Annotated in this window: 16 protein-coding genes; 8 read left to right on the plus strand and 8 right to left on the minus strand. The window is 37.8% G+C overall.

Going from position 1 to position 22474, the window contains the following annotated elements:
- Nucleotides 1-198: 198 nt before the first annotated feature.
- Complete coding sequence (gene idi / locus C0T34_RS17330) at nt 199-735, minus strand: isopentenyl-diphosphate Delta-isomerase (protein ID WP_088494403.1); 537 nt, start codon at nt 733-735, stop codon at nt 199-201.
- Between the two features lie 134 nt (nt 736-869).
- Entirely contained in the window at nt 870-1514 is a 645-nt protein-coding gene (locus C0T34_RS17335) for an epoxyqueuosine reductase QueH (RefSeq protein WP_109850558.1), read from the minus strand.
- Nucleotides 1515-1766: 252 nt separating this feature from the next.
- Between C0T34_RS17335 and C0T34_RS17340 the strand changes: the two genes are divergently transcribed.
- Nucleotides 1767-2870: a glycerol dehydrogenase gene (locus C0T34_RS17340; RefSeq protein ID WP_109394770.1), complete on the plus strand. Its 1104-nt coding sequence runs from the start codon at nt 1767-1769 to the stop codon at nt 2868-2870.
- A 56-nt stretch (nt 2871-2926) separates the two neighbouring features.
- Here the strand turns inward: C0T34_RS17340 and metA are convergent, their stop codons facing one another.
- On the minus strand, nt 2927-3856 hold the full coding sequence (metA, locus tag C0T34_RS17345) for a homoserine O-succinyltransferase (protein WP_109850559.1): 930 nt from the start codon (nt 3854-3856) through the stop codon (nt 2927-2929).
- A 339-nt stretch (nt 3857-4195) separates the two neighbouring features.
- Between metA and aceB the strand changes: the two genes are divergently transcribed.
- The 3 genes from aceB (at nt 4196) to aceK (ending at nt 8944) form a co-directional block, all read left to right on the plus strand.
- Nucleotides 4196-5788: a malate synthase A gene (gene aceB, locus C0T34_RS17350; RefSeq protein WP_109850560.1), complete on the plus strand. Its 1593-nt coding sequence runs from the start codon at nt 4196-4198 to the stop codon at nt 5786-5788.
- Between the two features lie 68 nt (nt 5789-5856).
- Entirely contained in the window at nt 5857-7164 is a 1308-nt protein-coding gene (aceA, locus tag C0T34_RS17355; protein ID WP_098941746.1) for an isocitrate lyase, read from the plus strand.
- 76 nt (nt 7165-7240) lie between these two features.
- A complete protein-coding gene (aceK, locus tag C0T34_RS17360; RefSeq protein ID WP_109850561.1) occupies nt 7241-8944 on the plus strand; it encodes a bifunctional isocitrate dehydrogenase kinase/phosphatase in 1704 nt (567 codons plus the stop codon).
- A gap of 89 nt (nt 8945-9033) precedes the next feature.
- On the opposite strand, the gene C0T34_RS17365 is transcribed toward aceK, so the two are convergent.
- The 3 genes from C0T34_RS17365 to iclR all read right to left on the minus strand — a co-directional run bounded on the left by C0T34_RS17365 (nt 9034) and on the right by iclR (nt 12751).
- Nucleotides 9034-9675: a bifunctional 4-hydroxy-2-oxoglutarate aldolase/2-dehydro-3-deoxy-phosphogluconate aldolase gene (locus C0T34_RS17365; protein WP_109850562.1), complete on the minus strand. Its 642-nt coding sequence runs from the start codon at nt 9673-9675 to the stop codon at nt 9034-9036.
- Between the two features lie 77 nt (nt 9676-9752).
- Entirely contained in the window at nt 9753-11609 is a 1857-nt protein-coding gene (gene edd / locus C0T34_RS17370) for a phosphogluconate dehydratase (RefSeq protein ID WP_109850563.1), read from the minus strand.
- A 305-nt stretch (nt 11610-11914) separates the two neighbouring features.
- A complete protein-coding gene (gene iclR, locus C0T34_RS17375) occupies nt 11915-12751 on the minus strand; it encodes a glyoxylate bypass operon transcriptional repressor IclR (protein WP_075673076.1) in 837 nt (278 codons plus the stop codon).
- A 255-nt stretch (nt 12752-13006) separates the two neighbouring features.
- Between iclR and metH the strand changes: the two genes are divergently transcribed.
- Together metH and C0T34_RS17385 are read left to right on the plus strand one after the other, a co-directional pair.
- A complete protein-coding gene (metH, locus tag C0T34_RS17380; protein WP_109850564.1) occupies nt 13007-16684 on the plus strand; it encodes a methionine synthase in 3678 nt (1225 codons plus the stop codon).
- Between the two features lie 133 nt (nt 16685-16817).
- Nucleotides 16818-17396, plus strand: a complete 579-nt coding sequence (locus C0T34_RS17385) for a hypothetical protein (RefSeq protein WP_202611101.1) — start codon at nt 16818-16820, stop codon at nt 17394-17396.
- Between the two features lie 76 nt (nt 17397-17472).
- Here C0T34_RS17385 and C0T34_RS17390 read toward each other — a convergent pair whose 3' ends face one another.
- Both C0T34_RS17390 and lysC read right to left on the minus strand, forming a co-directional pair.
- Nucleotides 17473-18288, minus strand: coding sequence for a hypothetical protein (locus C0T34_RS17390; RefSeq protein ID WP_109850565.1), 816 nt, complete (start codon nt 18286-18288; stop codon nt 17473-17475).
- Between the two features lie 149 nt (nt 18289-18437).
- Nucleotides 18438-19817 (minus strand): lysine-sensitive aspartokinase 3, encoded by a 1380-nt coding sequence (gene lysC, locus C0T34_RS17395; RefSeq protein WP_109850566.1) that lies wholly within the window; start codon nt 19815-19817, stop codon nt 18438-18440.
- A 265-nt stretch (nt 19818-20082) separates the two neighbouring features.
- On the opposite strand from lysC, the gene pgi reads away from it, so the two are divergent.
- Both pgi and ubiC read left to right on the plus strand, forming a co-directional pair.
- A complete protein-coding gene (gene pgi, locus C0T34_RS17400) occupies nt 20083-21729 on the plus strand; it encodes a glucose-6-phosphate isomerase (protein WP_109850567.1) in 1647 nt (548 codons plus the stop codon).
- Nucleotides 21730-21950: 221 nt separating this feature from the next.
- Nucleotides 21951-22460 (plus strand): chorismate lyase, encoded by a 510-nt coding sequence (gene ubiC, locus C0T34_RS17405; protein ID WP_098941753.1) that lies wholly within the window; start codon nt 21951-21953, stop codon nt 22458-22460.
- Nucleotides 22461-22474 lie beyond the last annotated feature (14 nt).

Below are 22474 nucleotides of genomic sequence, written 5' to 3' on the forward strand. Positions count from 1 at the left end.
AACTCAGAAGTGAAACGTTGTAGCGCCGATGGTAGTGTGGGGTCTCCCCATGTGAGAGTAGGGAACTGCCAGGCATTAAATAAGACGAGAAAGCCAACCCAATGGGTTGGCTTTTTTGCGTTTGGGGTTTTTATATAGCTTAAAAATCTAAAAACATGAGTTGCTTGTTTTATATTGAAGCTGTTAATAAGATAATTGCTAAATAATACCTTGGCTCCAACGAGAAAATTGTTCAATCCCCATCCGGTTCAATATATAACGAAACCAAACACTGTAATTTTGTGCATTCTCTTCAATATCTTGATAAAGAGAATCAAGAGAGATCCAGCGATAATTCATTACTTCATCTGGATTGCTATGTGGTAATTCGTTACTAAACCCAAGAAATAGGTGATCAAATTCATGCTCTATCAGATCATCTGTCACTTTTTCGTTATACAGAATAGTTCCAATAGATTGCATATCACATTTCATACCTAATTCTTCATCTAGACGACGATGAATAGCATCTGAAAGTAATTCGTTTGGAAGCGGGTGGCTACAACATGTATTTGCCCATAAACCACCAGAGTGATATTTAGATATTGCACGTTGCTGAATAAGTAATTGCTGTTTTGAATTAAAAATAAATATTGAAAAGGCTCGATGTAAGGCGCCTACAATATGAGCTTCAAGCTTTGGCATTGTTCCCAGCTCATTATCATTTTTATCTACGAGAATGACAGCGTCTTCCACAAGAAATCACCTTAATAAAATAATATATTGTTATAGCGTGAATATAACATGACTGTATATCAAATAATGATTTATTGTGTTGTTCTTTTTATGGCATCACAGGAATGATGCCTAGAATAAAAGGAAAGGAAGATCTAAGGGGTATAATATTGAACACCAATCTTAATAAGTTCTCTACCTTGTGATTTTCGATGCTTATTTGTATCTCTTAATGAATAAATACAGCCGCAATATTCTTGTTGGTAGAATTGTTCACGTTTACTTATTTCGATCATTCTGGCTGAACCCCCCTTTTTACGCCAATTATAATCCCAATAAACCATATTAGGATAAGACGCTACTGCTCTTTCACCACAGCCATTTATCTGTTTCATATCTTTCCAACGTGAGATCCCAAGTGAACTAGAAATAACGGAAAAGCCATTTTCAGAGGCATAAAGGGCTGTTCTTTCAAAGCGCATATCAAAACACATTGTGCATCGAATACCACGTTCAGGTTCTTTTTCCATTCCTTTAGCTCTTTCAAACCAATTATCAGTATCATAATCAGCATCAACAAAAGGAATATCGTGTTTTTTAGCAAAGCGAATATTTTCTTCCTTACGAATTAAATACTCTTTTTGGGGATGAATATTGGGATTATAGAAAAAGATAGTGTAATTAATACCTGAAGCTTGTAATGCTTCCATGACTTCACCAGAACAAGGAGCACAGCAAGAGTGTAGTAAAAGCTTATTTGCATTTGCAGGTAATGTGAGTTTTTCTCGTATAAGAGTCATAGATGATCCTAAATAACATTATTTTAGTTGTAAAATGATGCCTTTATTATAGTAATAAATACGTAGGTAATCTGCTTTTTTAAAATTATTTAAAAATAACCACTTGTTTTATATAAATTAAAAATGATGAACGAAAATGATTTAGGTAATGACTATCAGAGAGTTTGCTAGATTCATATTATGATGAGAGGTAAGATGAAATACTAATTCTGCTACTGATTGTAGCAAAATCTAAAATAAAGGAATTTAGTTATGTCATCTATATTACCTCGCTCTGTAACCTCGCCAAAAAAATTCTTTATTGGTAGCCAATTACTGTCTTCTGTCGGTAAATATGTAAAAGATTTTGGTGATAATGCATTTATTATTAGTGATGAGTTTTTTTTAGAAAAAGTAACTAAAGAAGCAGTTCCTTCTTTAAAAGAAAATGGCATTGTTTCACTGGTTGAAAAATTTAATTATGAATGTACTGAGGCAGAAGTTAATCGCTTAGGTAAAATTGCGGTTGAAAATAAAGCGAACGTTATTATTGGTATTGGGGGCGGTAAGACATTAGATGTGTCTAAAGCGGTTGCTTATTATCAGCATATTCCTGTTATTTTATTCCCAACTATCGCTTCAACTGATGCTCCTTGTACTGCATTGTCTGTGTTATATAAAGAAAATGGTGAGTTTGATAAATATTTATTCTTACCACAAAACCCTGATGTTGTTATCGCAGACACCGCGATTATCGCATCAGCACCACAACGCTTTTTCTCAGCGGGTGTTGGTGATGCACTAGCAACTTACTTTGAAGCTCGCGCTTGTTATCAAGCTGACGGCTTAAATTTAGTGAATCAACGTCCATCACGTACAGGCCTTGGCTTAGCGCAACTTTGCTTTGAAATGCTAAGTGAAAATATTGATAAAGCAATGGATGCGATTCGCCATAAAATTACCACTCCTGCATTAGAGCAAACTATTGAAGCAACAATCTACCTTAGTGGTGTTGGTGCTGAAGCAGGTGGCTTAGCAGCTGCTCACGCAGTAAATAATGGTATGTCTGCAGTTGAGTCTTTACACCGTGTTCAACATGGTGAAAAAGTAGTATTTGGTTTATTAACTCAACTAGTGTTAGAAAATGCACCACAAGAAGAGATTGATGAAGTGATCCGTATTATCAAAGCGGCAGAATTACCACTGACACTTGAAGATATGGGTATGAAAGAATTTATTGAAAGCGAATGGCGTACTGTTGCTAAAATTGCCTGTGCTGAAGGTGACACAATGGGCAATATGCCAATGAGAGTGACTGAAGAAGATGTTTATAATGCAATGATTGCAGCTAACGCATTGGCTCATCGCTATAAATAATTCTTAGCTTGGCAAATGATTATCTTAAAACCCCAAATTAAGTTTGGGGTTTTTCTTTAGTCTAATGTTGGATTCATTTGAGCAAGATCGAAGGGTGTTATCTGATAAACATAGTAGTTCAACCAATTTGCAAACAATAAATGTCCATGACTACGCCAAGAAGCGATAGGTTTTTTGTTCGGATCATTATTAGGAAAATAGTTTTCTGGTAATTGAGGATCTAACCCTGCTTTAACATCACGGTGATATTCATCTGCGAGTGTATTAGGATCGTATTCAGGATGCCCTGTTGCAAAAACAACTCGTTTATCTTTTGATGCAAATAAATAAGCACCTGCTTCTTCCGAAGTTGCAAGGATCTCCAAATCAGTATTATTTTGAATAAAGTCGATAGGAAAACCAGCGTAACGAGAATGGGGGGCAAAGAAAGTCTCATCAAATCCGCGTGTTAACAGTGAATATGGTGAGCAAGTATTATGACTATATACGCCTGAAATTTTTTGTTCTAGCGTATATTTAGGCAGATCATATAAGATATTCAACCCAGCTTGAGCCGCCCAACAAATAAAGAGTGTAGAAGTAACATGCTCTTTAGCCCATGTAATCACCTCTTTTATTTCATCCCAATAAGCTACATCTTCAAATTCAACTAACCCTAATGGTGCGCCCGTGACAATAAGGCCATCAAAATTTTGCTCTTTAATTTGGTCAAAATCGCAATAGAAAGTATCGAGGTGCTCTATAGGTGTATTTTTAGGAATACGAGAGTCAATACGTAATAATTGAATATCAATTTGAAGAGGACTATTAGAAAGCAATCGCAGAAATTGATTTTCTGTTTCTATTTTCTTTGGCATTAAATTAAGGATAAGCACTTTTAAAGGGCGAATGTCTTGAATACTCGCTCTACTGGATGTCATAACAAAGACATTCTCTTTTTGTAAACAACTGACTGCGGGTAGCTCATCGGGTACTCTAATTGGCATTTCAATAACCTCTAAAAACTTCTAGACATCTAGAAGCCTAAATTTAGCTAATAACCTTTTGAATGTCGAGGTCTTCATGTTGTGTATGAAGAATATTCATATAAGAAAAAGCTATATAGCTAAAATCATCAAGCATTAACCATTCCTTTTCTCTGTTTATTATCGATCTCTTCCAGATCCCTCGAGTTATTTTGAAATTTTGATTTTTGTACAATAAAAAAACACCGATGTAATCACATTGTTAAAAATTATTTAAATAAAAATGGAATTCATTTTTGATTTTTGTAAAAACTGCATTAGTCTTAATCAGGTGTGCAAAAGCTTTTAGGGGAATGCAGAATGTCACAATCGTTAACTACAGAAGAATTAAATTTTACGCAATCTTTTGGTGAACAGGAAAAAGAGATATTAAATCATGATGTTAAATTATTTTTGACTGATTTGGTAAGTCACTTTTCAGATAGACGCCATGCTTTATTAGCTGAAAGGGATAGCTGGAAACACAGAGTTGATAATGGCGAGCTTCCTGATTTTATTTCGGAATTAGATTCCATTATAAAATCGGAATGGAAAGTTAATCCTATACCAAAAGATCTTCAAGACCGTCGTGTTGAAATAACGGGACCTGTTGATCGTAAAATGGTCATCAATGCATTAAATGCCAACGTAAAAGTCTTTATGGCGGATTTTGAAGATTCCTTAGCGCCTACATGGGACAAAGTGATTGATGGTCAAATCAATTTACGTGATGCAGTCAAAGGCACCATTTCTTATACCAATGAACAAGGCAAATGTTATCAGCTTAAAGCGTCACCTGCGGTATTGATTGCAAGAGTAAGAGGTCTTCACCTTCCTGAGAAGCATGTGTTATGGCAAGGCAAGCCTATTGCAGGGGGATTATTTGATTTTTCTCTGTATTTTTACCATAACCACAAAGCCTTATTAGAAAAAGGGAGTGGCCCTTATTTTTATATTCCTAAATTGCAAACATGGCAAGAGGCTAAATGGTGGAGTGATGTTTTTCATTTCACAGAGAAGCGCTTTGGTTTAGCAACAGGAACCATTAAAGCCACGGTATTAATTGAAACCTTACCTGCTGTTTTCCAAATGGAAGAAATTCTATTCCATATGAAAGAGCATATCGTTGGGCTTAACTGTGGTCGTTGGGATTATATTTTTAGCTATATCAAGACATTAAAAAATTATCCTGATCGTGTATTGCCCGATAGACAAGGGATCACGATGACTCAACCTTTCTTAAGTGCTTATTCGCGTTTACTGATCCAGACTTGCCATAAACGTGGTGCTTTTGCGATGGGTGGAATGTCTGCGTTTATTCCAAGTCGAGATCCAGAGCAAAACGGCATTATTTTGAAAAAAGTATTTGATGATAAAGAGCTTGAAGCAACAAATGGCCATGATGGTACTTGGATTGCTCATCCAGGCCTTGCTGAAACAGTATTGTCTGCTTTTGATGCCGTATTAGGGGCTCGCTCAAATCAACTCGATGTGCAACGTAATGAAAAAATAACAGCAGAAATGTTATTGGCACCTTGTACAGGTGAACGTACAGAAAAGGGCATGAGAGCTAATATCCGCGTTGCTGTGCAATATATCGAAGCTTGGATTTCGGGTAATGGTTGCGTACCTATCTATGGATTAATGGAAGATGCGGCAACAGCAGAAATATCGCGTACCTCTATTTGGCAATGGATACGCCATCAAAAAACACTGTCTGATGGGCAAGTCGTGACTAAAGATCTCTTTCGTAAAATGCTGAAAGAAGAGCTTGAAGTCATACACCAAGAAGTCGGTGACACTCGTTTTGAAGAAGGGCGTTTTAAAGAAGCGGCTTCTTTGATGGATAAGATTACAACCCAAGATGAATTAGTCGATTTTCTGACTTTACCGGGTTACCAACTTTTAAATTAAAAAAGATACGTCAAACGTATTTATAAACTGCAAACATCATCACTACCGTATTTATAGGAGCTGTTTTTATGACTATTAGTAGATCAGAGCAAATCGCCCAATTAGAGAAAGAGTGGGAACAACCTCGCTGGAAAGGCATTACCCGTCCTTATAGCGCTGAAGATGTCATTAAATTAAGAGGTTCCGTTAACCCAGAACATACCTTAGCAAGACGCGGCGCTCAAAGGCTTTGGTTATCATTAAATGGAAAATCAAAAAAGGGTTATGTTAATGCATTAGGTGCTTTAACGGGTGGGCAAGCATTGCAACAAGCAAAAGCAGGGCTAGAAGCTGTTTATCTTTCAGGATGGCAAGTAGCAGCAGATGCTAACACAGCAGCAAGTATGTACCCTGATCAATCTTTATATCCGGTTGATTCTGTTCCTAATGTTGTTCAGCGTATCAATAATACATTTAGACGAGCTGATCAAATTCAGTGGTCAAATGGTATTGGTCCTCAACATAAAGATTATATTGATTTTTTCCTTCCGATTGTGGCTGATGCTGAAGCAGGTTTTGGCGGCGTATTAAATGCTTTTGAATTAATGAAAGCGATGATTGAAGCTGGAGCGGCTGGCGTTCACTTTGAAGATCAGCTAGCTGCGGTAAAAAAATGCGGACATATGGGAGGAAAAGTATTAGTTCCAACCCAAGAAGCGGTACAAAAGCTGGTTGCTGCCCGTTTAGCTGCGGATGTATCTGATGTACCTACATTACTTGTTGCGAGAACAGATGCCGATGCTGCCGATCTTTTAACTTCAGATTGCGATCCTTATGATAGCTCGTTCTTAACTGGAGAGCGTACGCCTGAAGGTTTCTTCTGTACTCACGCGGGAATTGATCAGGCTATTAGTCGTGGTCTTGCTTATGCGCCTTATGCCGATCTGGTGTGGTGTGAAACATCACTTCCTGATCTGAAAATGGCCGCTAAGTTTGCAGAAGCTATTCATGATAAATATCCCGGAAAGATGCTGGCTTATAACTGTTCGCCTTCTTTTAACTGGAAAAAGAATCTTGATGATCGCACGATTGCGCATTTCCAAGATGAGCTTTCTGCGATGGGCTATAAATTCCAATTTATTACTTTAGCTGGCATTCACAGCATGTGGTTCAACATGTTCGATCTGGCACATGATTATGCCAAGGGTGAAGGTATGAAACATTATGTTGAGAAGGTACAAGAAAAAGAGTTTGCGGCACTTAATCAAGGCTATACCTTCTCATCGCATCAACAAGAGGTGGGAACAGGGTATTTCGATAAAGTAACGACAATTATTCAAGGTGGTATGTCTTCTGTAACGGCACTAACAGGCTCAACAGAAGAGCAACAATTCTAAGATCCCAAAATATCATTATCTGTTTTTGTGGTGATAATTCAGGAGCAGGATGCTCCTCTTTTTCTTGAGGTTGTTAATGACGCCAGAAGATTTGATTGCTCAAACAATTTTACAAGGCTTTGATGCACAATATGGCCGCTTTCTTGAGATAACGTCAGGGGCACAATATCGTTTTGAGCAAGCAGATTGGCATGGTGTCCAAATTGCGATGAAAGAGCGCATCCGTTTATACGACAATCATGTTGGATTAGTGGTTGAGCAACTAAAATGTATTCGACATGATATTGATAAAGAAAGTCTTTTTCTACAAAAGGTGAAAGAGAATTATACGCAATTATTGCCCAACAACCCTCGATTTGAGATTGCCGAAAGCTTTTTTAATTCTGTTTATTGTCGTCTGTTCTACCATCGCGAATTGAATAAAAAGAATCTTTTTGTTTTCTCATCACAACCAGCTTATCGCTTTACACAAGCGCCTCGGCCATTATCAAAGCAGTTTGTTATTCAGAGTGATTTACCGACATTACTGCAAGATATTTTATCGCGCTTACCTTTGCGGTTACCGTGGCAAAATAAACAACGCGATATTCACTCTATCTGTGATGTACTTACTGCTCAATTCTCTTCTGAACAATTGCACAATGCGGTATTTCATATTGCAAACGAACTCTTTTATCGTAATAAAGCGGCTTGGTTGATAGGAAAAATAGTGATTAATGATCAATATATTCCGTTCTTATTACCCATTCATAATATTGAGCAACAGTTACTGATTGATACTTGCCTTATCTCTGCGGATGAAGCGAGTATTGTCTTTGGTTTTGCTCGTTCTTATTTTATGGTTTATGCCCCATTTCCTGCGGCATTAGTTGCTTGGCTAAGAGATATATTACCGGGTAAATCTATCGCTGAGCTTTATATGTCTATTGGATGCCAAAAGCATGGTAAAACAGAATATTACCGCGAATATCTTGCCTTTATGAATTTTTCATCAGAGCAATTTATTGAAGCTCCTGGGGTAAAAGGTATGGTGATGTTGGTATGTACATTACCAACGTATGATCGTGTTTTTAAAGTGATTAAAGATAAGTTTGCACCACAAAAAACGATCACTGCAGAGCGAGTAAAAGAGTGCTATCAATTGGTTAAAGAGCATGATCGTGTTGGACGAATGGCGGATACTCAAGAATTTGAAAATTTTGTGATCGATAAGAAAAGAATTAGCCCTGAATTAATGGCGATCCTTGAACAAGAGATCCCCAATAAGTTGGAAGATCTGGGTGATAAAATACTGATCCGCCATCTTTATATGGAACGTAGAATGATACCGCTCAATATCTATATGGAGCAGTGCGATGAAAATCAACTTAAAGCTGTTGTTGAAGATTATGGGCAAGCGTTGAAAGAGCTTATCGCGGCGAATATTTTTCCCGGCGACATGCTGTTTAAAAACTTTGGTGTGACTCGACACCATCGTGTGATTTTCTATGATTACGATGAAATTAGTTATATGACAGATATGAATTTTCGTGCTATCCCGCCAGCTCGTTATCCTGAAGATGAATTAGCGAGCGAGCCTTGGTATAGCGTTGCGTTCAATGATGTATTTCCTGAAGAATTTCGCTATTTTTTATGTAGTGATAAGCAAGTTTGTCACTATTTTGAAGCTCAACATCGTGAGCTTTTATTCCCAGAATATTGGCAGCAACAACAGCAAAAAATTAAAGAAGGGTATATCGAAGATGTTTATGCCTATTCTCAATCTAAGCGATTTACTTAATAAATAGTCCTTAGAAAAGATAAAAATAAAGATAGGTACAAGGGGATACCTACCTTTATTGGATAAAACCTATTTTTATACAGAAATAATTAACGCTGAGTGCCAGCGACAGCTTCTTTAGCTAATTCAGTAATACGTTGGAAATCACCTGCTTTCACTGCATCATTAGGCACTAACCAAGAGCCACCAATACAAAGCACACTCTCAAGTGCAAGGTAATTACGGTAGTTTTCTGGCGAAATACCGCCAGTTGGGCAGAAGCGGACTTTTGAGAATGGTCCTGCAATTGCTTTTAATGCCTTCACACCACCATTAGCTTCCGCAGGGAAAAATTTAAATTCATTTAATCCGTAGCTCATTCCCAGCATTAATTCAGACACTGTTGAAATACCTGGAATTAAAGGAATAGTACCTGCAACGGCTGATTTGAGTAATGCTTCTGTTAATCCTGGGCTGATAGCAAATTGAGCACCTGCTTCAGTGACTTGCGCTAATTGTTGAGGATCAATTACTGTACCTGCGCCTACAATAGCTTCAGGAACTTCTTTGGCAATACGGCGGATCGCCTCAATTGCGCATTCTGTACGTAATGTTACTTCTAAAACTTTTACACCACCGGCGACTAAAGCTTTTGCAACAGGGACGGCATCATCAATATGGTTGATAACAATAACAGGAACAACAGGCCCTGATTTTAGTACAGACTCTGCACTTGTATTCCAATGATCCATGATTGTATTTCCTAATCAGAAAGTGGTGAGCAAATGAATTTAATCTGCTCCTCGTTAAGCCTCAAAACTTGCCTACATTAAAAATCAATGCAACAAGCACCTTGTTCAGCACCTGATAAATGACGGCGTAAATTAACGAATAACTCACGACCACAGCCTGTATTATTGGCACTTAAATCAGGAATTTCATCTTGGCGAGAATTTAATGTTTGCTCATCAACAAGCAAGGTTAACTCACCTGTTTTACCATTAACGCGAATGATATCACCATCACGTACTTTGGATAGTAAACCACCATTTACAGCTTCTGGAGTAACATGAATTGCGGCGGGTACTTTACCGGAAGCCCCTGAAAGTCGGCCATCTGTAACTAATGCGACTTTATAGCCTTTATCCATTAATACACCTAAAGGTGGCATAAGTTTATGTAATTCAGGCATACCATTCGCTTGTGGTCCTTGATAACGTACAACAACCACACAATCTTTATTTAGCTCACCAGCTTCAAACTTAGCAGCAATATCATGTTGGCTATTAAACACAACAGCAGGTGCTTCGATGATTTTATTTTCATCAGGTACCGCAGAGGTTTTCATTACGGCTCTACCTAAATTACCTTGCATCACTTGTGTGCCACCATGTGATGAGAATGGGGTATTAATATCCGCAATCACATCTTTATCTAAAGAGCTTATAGCGCCTTCACGCCAATCAAGTTTACCGTTATTTAACCAAGGCTCTAGGGTATAACGCTCAATACCAAATCCTGCAACAGTGTTCACATCCCGATGAATTAAACCTTTTTTCAGTAGCTCACGAATGATCAGTGCAATACCACCAGCTGCTTGAAATTGGTTAATATCGGCAGGGCCATTAGGATAAATGCGTGCAATAAGAGGAACAACTCGTGATAGTTCAGAAAAATCATCCCAATTAATAATTATACCTGCTGCGCGTGCCATTGCGACTAAATGCATGGTTAGATTAGTTGAACCACCTGTTGTTAGCAGCGCAACAATGCCGTTTACAATGACTTTCTCATCAACTAATTGACCGATAGGAAGATAATTACCTGAATTTTCGGTTAATCGTACAATCTGATTTGCCGCTGCATCAGTTAATGCATCACGTAGTGGTGTATCCGGATGGACAAAGGAAGCGCCGGGTAAATGTAATCCCATCATTTCCATGACCATTTGATTAGAGTTTGCGGTGCCGTAAAAAGTACAGGTTCCAATGCTATGATAAGACGCTGCTTCGGCTTCTAATAAAGCATTACGATCAACCTTACCTTCAGCATAAAGTTGACGAATACGAACTTTCTCTTTGTTTGGCAAACCGCTAGTCATAGGGCCTGCTGGAACAAAAATAGCAGGAAGATGACCAAAAGAGAGAGCCGCCATAGTCAGTCCAGGAACAATTTTATCGCAGATCCCTAAATAAAGTGCGCCATCAAACATATTGTGAGACAAACCGACCGCAGCAGACATTGCGATAATATCACGGCTAAGGAGCGACAACTCCATGCCATCTTGACCCTGAGTAACACCATCGCACATTGCAGGAACACCTCCTGCGACTTGCCCTACTGCACCAACAGCATGTAATGCTGTTTTAATTTTTTGAGGATAATCTTCATACGGTTTATGAGCCGATAACATATCATTGTAAGCAGTGATAATGGCAATATCATTATGAACCATATTTTTCAGGCGATTTTTATCTTCTACCTGACAAGCTGCGAAACCATGAGCCAAATTACCGCAAGCCAATTGAGCACGATGCACGGTTTGGCTTTTTGCTGTTTCAATTTTGTTCAGATAAGCACGACGAGTCGCTTGTGAACGAGCAATAATACGCTCAGTCACTTGTTTTACTGTCTCGTTAAGAGGAACAAAGTCGTTCTGAATTGAGTCATGATTTTTAGGGTTCATAATGATGCTTCCTTTATTCACACAAGGGTGATGAGCGTTACTATTAGCTTTAGAAAAAGAATATTTAAATTTGCTATAGTATTTGTTACCGGTAACATTGTTACGGGTAACAAGAAGAGTTGCAATACTCTTAATACGTCTTAAACAACATCTGTGATCGACATCAATTTTTTAAGGTGATAAGTAACAGTTTTTTAATATTTGATGGGAATAAAGAGGGAAAAGTCGACTTTTTACCAAGCTGAATCGTTTTATTTTGGAAAATACCTTCCTTGTTGTTGATGACAAGGAAGGCAAAAGTCAGGTTAACTTTTTACACCACCGTATTCACGGCTAATTTGTTTTGCTGCTTTGATAACCATCGCACCTAATTCAGTAATACGTGAATCTGTCATTCTAGAAACTGGACCTGAAAGTGAAATAGCCGCAAAAGGCTGGTGGTGTTCATCATAAATACAAGCACCAATACAGCGAAGACCTAAAGCATGTTCTTCATCATCGAAAGAAAAACCTTGTTTACGAGCTTGCTCTAAGTTTTCTTTTAGAGATGAAGGGAGTGTTCGGGTGTGAGGTGTATAAGCCATTAAGCCTTTTTTCTGGAGCAAAGGCAGTAATTTATTTTCTGGCAAAGTAGAAAGGAATGCTTTACCTGCACCAGATGCATGCATTGGTAATTTACCGCCAATAGGGGCAGACATTCTCATTAGTGCATTGCATTGCACTTGATCGACAATCACCGCATCAAATTCAATTTGGTCAAGAATAGCCAGATTAACGGTTTCGCCAGAATCTTCCATTAATTGACGCAAAATAGGATGCACCATTACCAAAAGATTACGGGTTTGTAGAAAACTACTACCAACAATAAAGGCGTGTGTTCCTACAACCCATAAGCCTAAATCCCCGACTTGGCGGACAAAACCATGTTGTTGAAGTGTTGTGAGTAGGCGGTGTGTTGTGGAATTAGGTAATCCAGCTTGAAAGGCAAGATCTGTTAGGGCGATACCACCCGGAGATTCGGAAATATATTCCAATAATGTCAGTCCACGACTTAGCGACTGAACAGGGCCTCCTTGTGCGGTGCTTTGAGTGGCAGTTGTTTTCGTCTTACGCACTTTTTTATTTGTAGGGGAAACTGTCATGCATACACTCCAGAAATGCTATCCATATTAATATCTATTATGAACTATCTGGTGTAATAAAACTCCTCCGATCACTGCATTTTTCAAAACAAAATGTGTGATAAGAAATATTTATTAAAAGCGTTTATCACTAAGTGAAAATCTCTCATCTTCGTCTTAGAAATCTTTGCAAAAAGATATGGTAGGATAAAAAAACAACGAAATAACAATAAAGAAAAACAAGCACAAAAGCATTCTCGATTAAGAGGAAACAACGTGGCAAACATAAAACAACAACTGGTAGAAGCATTAGGAAAACGTATCTTAGTACTTGATGGCGCAATGGGTACGATGATCCAGCAATATCAACTGACAGAAGCCGATTATCGAGGTGAGCGTTTTGCTGATTGGGATTGTGATGTTAAAGGGAATAATGATCTTTTAGTCTTAACACAACCTCAAATTATTGCAGATATACATGATGCATATTTTCAGGCTGGTGCTGATATTGTTGAAACTAATACTTTTAACTCAACGTCCATTGCGATGGCTGATTATCACATGGAGTCGTTCTGTTTTGAGCTGAACGAAGAGGCGGCAAAATTAGCGAAAGCCTGTGCAGATAAATGGAGTGCCTTAACACCGGATAAACCTCGTTATGTAGCGGGTGTTTTGGGGCCAACAAATAGAACAGCATCCATATCTCCTGACGTTAATGACCCCGCTTTTCGTAATATTTCATTTGATAAGCTGGTGGACGCTTATCGAGAAGCAACGCGCGGATTAATTAAAGGCGGTGCTGATTTAATTATGGTCGAAACTATTTTTGACACATTAAATGCGAAAGCAGCTATTTTTGCGATTAAATGTGAATTTGAAGCGTTGAATATTGAATTACCTGTGATGATCTCTGGCACCATTACAGATGCTTCAGGAAGAACTTTAACGGGTCAAACAACAGAAGCGTTCTACCACTCTTTACGTCATGCTGATGCGCTCTCATTTGGTTTAAACTGTGCGTTAGGCCCTAAAGAATTACGCCAATATATTCAAACACTCTCACAAATTTCTGAAACTTATGTCAGTGCTCACCCTAATGCGGGTTTACCTAACGCATTTGGAGGCTATGATTTAGATGCCCAAGAAATGGCTGAGCAAATTAAAGAGTGGGCACAAGCGGGTTTTCTTAATATTGTCGGTGGATGCTGTGGAACAACCCCTGCGCATATTCTCGCAATTTCACAAGCAGTAGAAGGTATTGCGCCAAGAGTATTACCTTCCTTGAAAAAAGCATGTCGTCTTTCAGGTCTTGAACCATTAATCATTGATGAGAATTCACTGTTTGTGAATGTGGGAGAACGAACTAATGTTACAGGCTCTGCTAAGTTTAAACGTTTGATAAAAGAAGGTAATTATCAAGAAGCGTTAGATGTTGCACGTCAGCAAGTTGAAAATGGCGCTCAAATCATCGATATCAACATGGACGAAGGCATGTTAGATGCTGTTGAAGCCATGACGCGTTTTCTTAACCTTATTGCTGGTGAACCTGATATCGCTAAAGTACCCGTGATGATTGACTCCTCTAAATGGGAAGTGATTGAAGAAGGTTTAAAATGTATTCAAGGCAAAGGAATTGTTAACTCCATTTCGATGAAAGAAGGAGAAATACCGTTTCTTGAACATGCTAAGTTGGTGCGTAAATACGGTGCCGCTGTTGTCGTTATGGCATTTGATGAAGTAGGACAAGCAGATACTAGAGAACGCAAAATTGAAATTTGCCGTCGAGCTTATCAATTATTAACAGAGCAAGCGGGTTTTCCACCTGAAGATATTATTTTTGATCCTAATATATTTGCTGTCGCAACAGGAATTGCAGAGCATAACAATTATGCTGTTGATTTTATTGAAGTCTGTGCAGATATTAAATCTCAATTACCTTATGCCTTAATTTCTGGTGGGGTATCTAACGTTTCCTTCTCATTTCGGGGTAACGATCCTGTTCGTGAAGCAATTCACTCTGTTTTTCTTTATTACGCCGTAAAAAATGGCATGGATATGGGAATTGTAAATGCAGGGCAACTTGCCATTTACGACTCATTACCTGATGAACTGCGTAATGCAGTTGAAGACGTTATTTTAAATCGCCACGAAGAAAGCACTGACAACTTATTGGCATTGGCAGAGCGTTATCGTGGCACTAAAAGCGATGAACAAAATCACCAGCTTGCTGAGTGGCGACAATGGGATGTAGAGAAACGCCTAGAGTACGCGTTAGTTAAAGGGATCACCGAATTTATTGTTGAAGATACAGAAGCATGTCGCCAACAAGCATCAAGCCCCATTGAAGTGATTGAAGGGCCATTGATGAATGGCATGAATACGGTGGGTGATTTGTTTGGTGAAGGCAAAATGTTTTTACCTCAAGTTGTGAAATCAGCAAGAGTGATGAAACAAGCCGTTGCTTATCTTGAACCTTATATTCAGGCCTCCAAGCAAGCAGGTTCTTCTGCAGGTAAAATCTTACTGGCAACGGTAAAAGGTGATGTTCACGATATTGGTAAAAATATTGTGGGTGTTGTTTTGCAGTGTAATAACTATGAGATCATCGATCTTGGCGTAATGGTGCCTTGCGACAAGATCCTACAAACAGCAATTGATGAAAAAGTTGATATTATTGGTCTTTCAGGACTGATCACGCCATCACTTGATGAGATGGTGAATGTTGCCAAAGAGATGGAAAGACGCGGTTTTTCTTTACCCTTAATGATTGGTGGAGCAACAACTTCTAAAGCGCATACCGCAGTAAAAATAGAGCCAAATTACAGCCATCCTACCGTTTATGTGCAAAATGCATCGAGAACTGTAGGTGTTGTTGCGGCACTATTATCTGAAACACAACAAGCTGATTTTGTTGCTAAAACGCGTCGTGAATATGAAGTCGTACGCCAGCAATATGCCAGAAAAAAACCTCGTACTCCTCCTGTTTCTTTAGCGGTTGCGCGAAATAATGCGCTACAAATTGATTGGCAAAATTACACGCCGCCAAAGCCCAATCAATTAGGAGTGCAGGAAATTACCGCCAGTATCGAAATTTTGCGTGAATATATCGACTGGACGCCTTTCTTTATGACGTGGTCTTTAGCAGGTAAATATCCTCGTATTTTAGAAGATGACGTGGTCGGTGAAGAAGCTAAACGGGTATTCGCTGATGCGAACACGATGCTGGATAAGCTAAGTCGTGAAAAATTATTAACACCTAAAGGAATAATGGGGATCTTCCCTGCTAATCGTTTGGGTGATGATATTATTATTTATCAAGATGAAAGCCGACAGCATGAGTTATTGCACAGCTGCCATTTGCGCCAGCAAACAGAGAAAAAAGAGTTTCCTAACTACTGTTTAGCTGATTTTATTGCGCCAGTGGAAAGTGGTATCCCTGATTATTTCGGTGCTTTTGCAGTCACAGGTGGGTTAGAAGAAGATGCCCTTGCGAATGCTTATGATAATGCTCATGATGATTACAATAAAATCATGGTAAAGGCGTTATCGGATCGTCTTGCTGAAGCTTTTGCGGAATATCTTCATCAATTGGTTAGAACAAAAATTTGGGGTTATAGCCCTGATGAAAACCTCTCTAATGACGAACTTATTCGAGAAAAATATCAAGGAACTCGACCTGCACCGGGATACCCTGCCTGTCCGGAACATACAGAAAAAGCCAAAATTTGGCAATTACTCGATGTTGAAAATCGCATTGGGATGAAACTGACAGATGCTTATGCCATGTGGCCCGGCGCTTCGGTATCGGGTTGGTATTTTAGTCATCCTGAAAGTAAATATTTCGCTGTTGCTCAAATTCAAAAAGATCAGGTTGAAGATTACGCAAAACGCAGAGAAATGAGCGTAAGTGAAGTTGAACGTTGGTTAGCGCCTAATTTAGGGTATGAGTCTTAGTTTATTTTTATTTTCAGATCTCAATAATGTAATAAATAGTGAGGGGATAGTAATATCCCCTTGTTATTTTCACTGGTCGATCCCATTAAAGATGTTTAAGCTGTGAACCTGTATCAGAAAAAAGGACATTACAATGAACTATACTTTGTACCTTCAGAAAACCCCACCTGCTGGCGCTGAGGTGCCGTTTCCTTCTTTAGCAAAAGGAAATTATCCATTAAGTGAAGTTTTAATTAATGCTTTTTTAAATCTGATGCAATTAACAGGAAGCTTAGATACTGATGTTATTTTAGATGAAAAAGCCTTTGATAAAATTTGGCTGAAAGCCGAAATGACCCCTGCCCGCATTGAAGAAGTGGGAGACTATATTTATCATAAAATTCCTACCTCTCCAGAACCTGTTGAAGAAGAAATAGAATTATTTAAACAGGCAATGAAAGAAGAAGAAGCGTTATTAGCCAAAGAGAGTGGAAAAGAAGGAAATCTTCCTATCCATAAATTTGCTACTAATGATGGTTGGATTGTCACGCCGAAAGAGTGTGAGATTATTGCTTCTACACTTACCGCTAAACTGCTAGAAGATAACCGCGTTTTTGTCGAAAAAATTGCGAAGATGTCTCATTTATCGCATAAGACTTTAGAGATTGCCTTAATTGATTTCGGTAAATTTAATCAATTTGCGAAAAAATATAACGGTTATCGGGTGTATTAAATTATTAAGAAATAGGCTTCTTATTAGAAGAAGCCTATTAGAAAATTTTAATTTTGTTTTATTTAAAATTAAAGGGTTAATTAATTTGTAAATTTATTTCTTTTAATTTACCTACATGATGATCTACCATTTTTAAAATTTTATCATCAGATAATTTAAAATATTTGTCGCTAAGTATATCTAATTCATTTTTATATCTGTGAGTGATATTATTTGTGCTTTCAATAAATTTATCTAGATTATTATCATATTGTTGAAGTTCTTTTATATACTGTCTAAGTTCAGTTGAATCCATTTCTTTTTCATTTTTAATTTCATGGCAATTTATTTTATCAAGAATTTGGGATTTGTATTTGTTATATTCATTTATTTTTTCAGGGATGTTTTTATCATCAATGTTTTCAATTTCTTTTGTTATTTCCTGAAAGCATTTATAGTGTATATCAATGAGTTCTTTTATTTTCTCGTTGGGTCCTTTTATTTTATTAAATAGCTCTTCTTTAATTTTTAAAAGAGTTTCTTTTTTACTTACTTCACTTTCTTGACTTATTTTTTTTATATTTTCTTTTTCAAGTTTATTTAGTAGTGTGTTGTATTGTCCTATTGCAATAATATCTTTATTTTTACATATGTTCTTTATTTTCATTATTGATTCAATACATTGTTGATCTAATAAAGAACTATCTTTTATATCATTAGAAGAAGTCTTATTTAACTCAATATTTTTTAAAATAGAGAGTGTGTTTTTCTCTGCTGTTGTATAACTTTGATTTGAGTTTTCGACCGAGGAAAGCTGATTTTTTATTTTTTTTAAAGTATTATCTGCGTTAGAGTATGTTACTTTTTCTGCATTGTTTTTTATAAAATTGCAAAGATTACCATCAAGTTTCATTTTTATTACTCCATTAATAAAATTAGAGTTCTATTCTAATTATTATTAAATGAAGCTCTTTAAAGCTTACACCATTTCAATCATTAAGGTTGAATTTTGAGAGAGATAAAATTTTATCTCTCTTTTATATATTGATAATTGGTTATTAATTAAAACAAAGTATCATGTAATTTACGCACAATATTATCTGCATCTTTGCCATCAACTAATAAACATAAATTATGAGTACTTGCACCGTGGCTAATCATACGAATATTGTAATTTTCTAATGTGCCGAAAATCTTAATACCTAAACCATTTACCTGTGAAAGAGAGTTACCAATCACGGCAACTAACGCCAGATCTTCTTCTACTTCAACACGGCATAATGCAGAAAGCTCGGTTAATAAGGCATTCGTTAATAAACTGCCTGATGAATTTGTTGTACCCGTTGTATCGAGGGTTAAAGCAATACTGACTTCAGATGTTGTTATCACATCAACTGAAATATGATGGCGCGATAAAATGGTGAAAATTTCAGCCAAGAAACCACGTGCATGAAGCATTTTCAAGCTATGTAACGTGAGCAATGTTTGCTTTCTACGCAGTGCGATTGCGCGAAATACAGGTGGATTTTCTGTTTGCGTACACACTAAAGTACCACCTTCTTCGGGAGCTTTGCTTGAGCCAACAAACACTGGAATACCGCTACGAACAGCAGGTAATAATGTCGCAGGGTGTAATATTTTAGCGCCAAAGGTTGCCATTTCAGCCGCTTCATTAAAGGCGATTTGATCGATGCGATGTGCTTCTGGCACTATTCTTGGATCTGTACTGTAAATGCCGGGTACATCTGTCCAGATATCGACACGAGACATTCCTAGTGCTTCACCAATCAAGGCAGCTGTATAGTCACTTCCACCGCGACCTAGTGTTGTGGTTCTGCCTTTTGGCTCTTGACCAATAAAACCTTGCGTTACAATAACTGTTTCTTCTAGGCGAGGTTGAATAAGGTTTTTTGTGAGTTCAGTAAGCTGCGCCATATCGGGTTCAGCGTGACAAAATAGATCATTCGTTTTCATCACTTTTCTGACATCAAACCAATCTGCCTGTATGCCTTTTTCACGCAATAACTCAACGAAAAGCAAAGTTGACATTAATTCGCCATGACTGACTAATTCGTCAGTTAACGCATCCGATGTAGCAAGTGAAGCAGCTTCAGAAAGCATCTCAATATTTTCAAGTAGACGATTTATTTCTTGCGAAATAATCTCTGGCTGAGAAAGCTGGTTGATAATCGCGTATTCAATATCACGAACTTGTGAGAGTAAAGCTTCTCGCTGTGAAGGTTCAGTACCTGCTGCAAGCTCAATCAATAGGTTAGTTATTCCCGCAGATGCCGAAAGAACAACAACACGAACTGACTTTTGTTTAAGAATAATATCTGCACATTTTTCCATTGCTGAAAAGTTAGCAACACTGGTGCCACCAAATTTAGCGATAGTGTATGGTGATGATGCAGGTGAAGGCGTAGCAGTATTATCAGTCATTGTCGTATTCCTTTAGGCAAAAATGAGATGTTGGACACACTTAGGAATATCGGTTATTAAGTAGAGAGTCAATGCAGAGTGAAGAATAATCAATTTAATTAATAATCAGCTCTGCATTATCGGTTTTACCTATGTAAGTAATTAGTACTAGATTTGTTGAATGGTTTTGACCAATATCATCAAATGAGAAAGAATTGACTGTAACTATTAAATGTCAGGCTACAATCTGAGAATATTGGATTGTAATCTTAAGAGAGTATTGTGAATGAAAAATGTAAACCCAACCCAAACCTTAGCCTGGAAGGCATTAGAAAACCATTTTTCGGTTATCAAAGATACCGAGATGAAAACACTGTTTGCTCAGGAATCATCACGCTTTGAGCAATTTTCAAAGACGTTTTCAGACCAAATTCTAGTGGATTTTTCAAAAAACCGTATTACGAAAGAAACATTAGAAAAATTGCAGGCTTTGGCTAAGGAATGTGATGTTGAAGGCGCGATAAATAGCATGTTTACGGGTGAAAAAATCAACCGTACTGAAGATCGTGCTGTATTACATACTGCATTACGTAATCGTAGCAATGCTCCCGTTATCGTTGATGGCAAGGATGTCATGCCAGAAGTTAACGCTGTGCTGAATAAAATGAAGAAATTCAGTGAGCGTATTATTAGTGGTGAGTGGAAAGGTTACACAGGTAAGGCGATTACTGATGTTGTAAATATTGGTATCGGTGGTTCTGATCTTGGCCCTTATATGGTGACAGAAGCATTACGCCCGTATAAAAACCATCTTACTATGCATTTTGTTTCTAATGTCGATGGTACGCATATCGCAGAAACACTGAAAAAATGTGATCCTGAAACAACGTTATTCCTCATCGCATCAAAAACATTCACCACACAAGAAACCATGACAAATGCGCATTCAGCAAGAGATTGGTTCTTAGCCTCTGCGAAAGAGAGTGCATTTGTTGCTAAACACTTTGTTGCGTTATCGACTAACAGTACCGAAGTGGCAAAATTTGGTATTGATACTGCCAATATGTTTGAGTTCTGGGACTGGGTTGGTGGCCGTTATTCATTATGGTCAGCAATTGGTTTATCTATCGCATTATCTGTTGGTTATGACAACTTTGAGCAATTGCTGGAAGGTGCTCATGCTATGGATAACCACTTTAGAACAGCAGATGCTGAAAATAACATCCCAATGATCCTCGCTCTGATTGGCATTTGGTATAACAATTTTTTTGGCACAGAAACTGAAGCGATTCTGCCATACGATCAATACATGCATCGTTTCGCTGCTTACTTCCAACAAGGCAATATGGAATCTAATGGTAAGTATATTGATCGTGATGGAAACAAAGTGAATTATCAAACGGGTCCTATCATTTGGGGAGAGCCGGGTACAAACGGTCAACATGCGTTTTACCAACTGATCCACCAAGGAACCAAAATCATCCCTTGTGATTTTATTGCTCCAGCAATTAGCCATAATCCATTATCAGATCATCATGCAAAACTGATGTCTAACTTCTTTGCTCAAACAGAAGCACTTGCTTTTGGTAAAACACGTGAGCAAGTTGATGCTGAATTTGCCGCAGCAGGAAAAGATCCTAAAACCATGGGTTATGTTGCACCTTTTAAAGTGTTCGAAGGTAATCGTCCAACTAACTCTATTCTGTTAAAAGAAATTACGCCTTATTCATTAGGTGCATTGATTGCAATGTATGAGCATAAGATCTTTGTACAAGGTGTTATTTTCAACATCTTTACGTTTGACCAATGGGGTGTTGAATTAGGTAAACAACTGGCTAACCGTATCCTTCCTGAATTAAAAGGTAAGGAAAGTGTTAATAGCCATGATAGCTCAACAAATAATCTGATTAACCGTTACAAAGCATGGCGTTAATCGAATAAACTGAATATAAGTAGTTGGTTAGATAAAAAGGAGGTTTTTATAACCTCCTTTGTTTTTTGATTGTTTAGTGCTCAATCTGATTTTCTTTTAACGCTTTTTTAGATTATTTATGCGAAATGTTATCAGCTTTTAACTTCCATTAGTCACATCATGATATCCTTATGCATCATGACTCACACAAGCTAGGATCATCAAAGCGTGATGATGAATAAATGTTCAAAAAATCAATAATTACCCCTGCACCTATCCATTGGCTACCCAGTGAGGAACATGCAACTATTCAAGAAAGTACATTAAGTTGGTTAATGGAATTAGGCTCAATGACACGGCGATTTGAACAATATTGCCAGAAAGTTACTGTAATGCCTTATCAAGAAGGATTTATTGAGGTTATTGAATCAACTGACGAAAGCGTGTGTTTACCCAAAAGTCAGCGTTATTGGTTAAGAGAAGTGGTATTGTGTGGTGACGATATTCCTTGGTTATTAGGGCGGACGTTAGTACCAGAAGAGACATTGACAGGCGAAGATAGAAAACTGGTCAATCTAAGAACCGTTCCACTTGGGCGTTATCTGTTTCAGGAAACAACCTTAAGTCGCGATTTTATTCATATCGGGCAACAAAATGGGTATTGGCTACGCCGTTCTCGTTTCCAGCTTTCAGATAAACCTTTATTATTAACCGAGATGTTTCTACCTGCATCACCAGTGTATAAGAAGTAATTAGGGGGAGCTAA

The organism is Proteus sp. CA142267, from assembly GCF_003336825.1.
Classification (GTDB): domain Bacteria; phylum Pseudomonadota; class Gammaproteobacteria; order Enterobacterales; family Enterobacteriaceae; genus Proteus; species Proteus terrae.

What these genes read in the sequence shown, in the direction of transcription:
- C0T34_RS17335 (WP_109850558.1), bottom strand. Translation starts at nt 1,514, where the DNA reads ATGACTCTTATACGAGAAAAACTCACATTACCTGCAAATGCAAATAAG.
- C0T34_RS17340 (WP_109394770.1), top strand. Translation starts at nt 1,767, where the DNA reads ATGTCATCTATATTACCTCGCTCTGTAACCTCGCCAAAAAAATTCTTT.
- metA (WP_109850559.1), bottom strand. Translation starts at nt 3,856, where the DNA reads ATGCCAATTAGAGTACCCGATGAGCTACCCGCAGTCAGTTGTTTACAA.
- aceB (WP_109850560.1), top strand. Translation starts at nt 4,196, where the DNA reads ATGTCACAATCGTTAACTACAGAAGAATTAAATTTTACGCAATCTTTT.
- aceA (WP_098941746.1), top strand. Translation starts at nt 5,857, where the DNA reads ATGACTATTAGTAGATCAGAGCAAATCGCCCAATTAGAGAAAGAGTGG.
- aceK (WP_109850561.1), top strand. Translation starts at nt 7,241, where the DNA reads ATGACGCCAGAAGATTTGATTGCTCAAACAATTTTACAAGGCTTTGAT.
- C0T34_RS17365 (WP_109850562.1), bottom strand. Translation starts at nt 9,675, where the DNA reads ATGGATCATTGGAATACAAGTGCAGAGTCTGTACTAAAATCAGGGCCT.
- edd (WP_109850563.1), bottom strand. Translation starts at nt 11,609, where the DNA reads ATGAACCCTAAAAATCATGACTCAATTCAGAACGACTTTGTTCCTCTT.
- iclR (WP_075673076.1), bottom strand. Translation starts at nt 12,751, where the DNA reads ATGACAGTTTCCCCTACAAATAAAAAAGTGCGTAAGACGAAAACAACT.
- C0T34_RS17385 (WP_202611101.1), top strand. Translation starts at nt 16,818, where the DNA reads ATGAACTATACTTTGTACCTTCAGAAAACCCCACCTGCTGGCGCTGAG.
- C0T34_RS17390 (WP_109850565.1), bottom strand. Translation starts at nt 18,288, where the DNA reads ATGAAACTTGATGGTAATCTTTGCAATTTTATAAAAAACAATGCAGAA.
- lysC (WP_109850566.1), bottom strand. Translation starts at nt 19,817, where the DNA reads ATGACTGATAATACTGCTACGCCTTCACCTGCATCATCACCATACACT.
- pgi (WP_109850567.1), top strand. Translation starts at nt 20,083, where the DNA reads ATGAAAAATGTAAACCCAACCCAAACCTTAGCCTGGAAGGCATTAGAA.
- ubiC (WP_098941753.1), top strand. Translation starts at nt 21,951, where the DNA reads ATGTTCAAAAAATCAATAATTACCCCTGCACCTATCCATTGGCTACCC.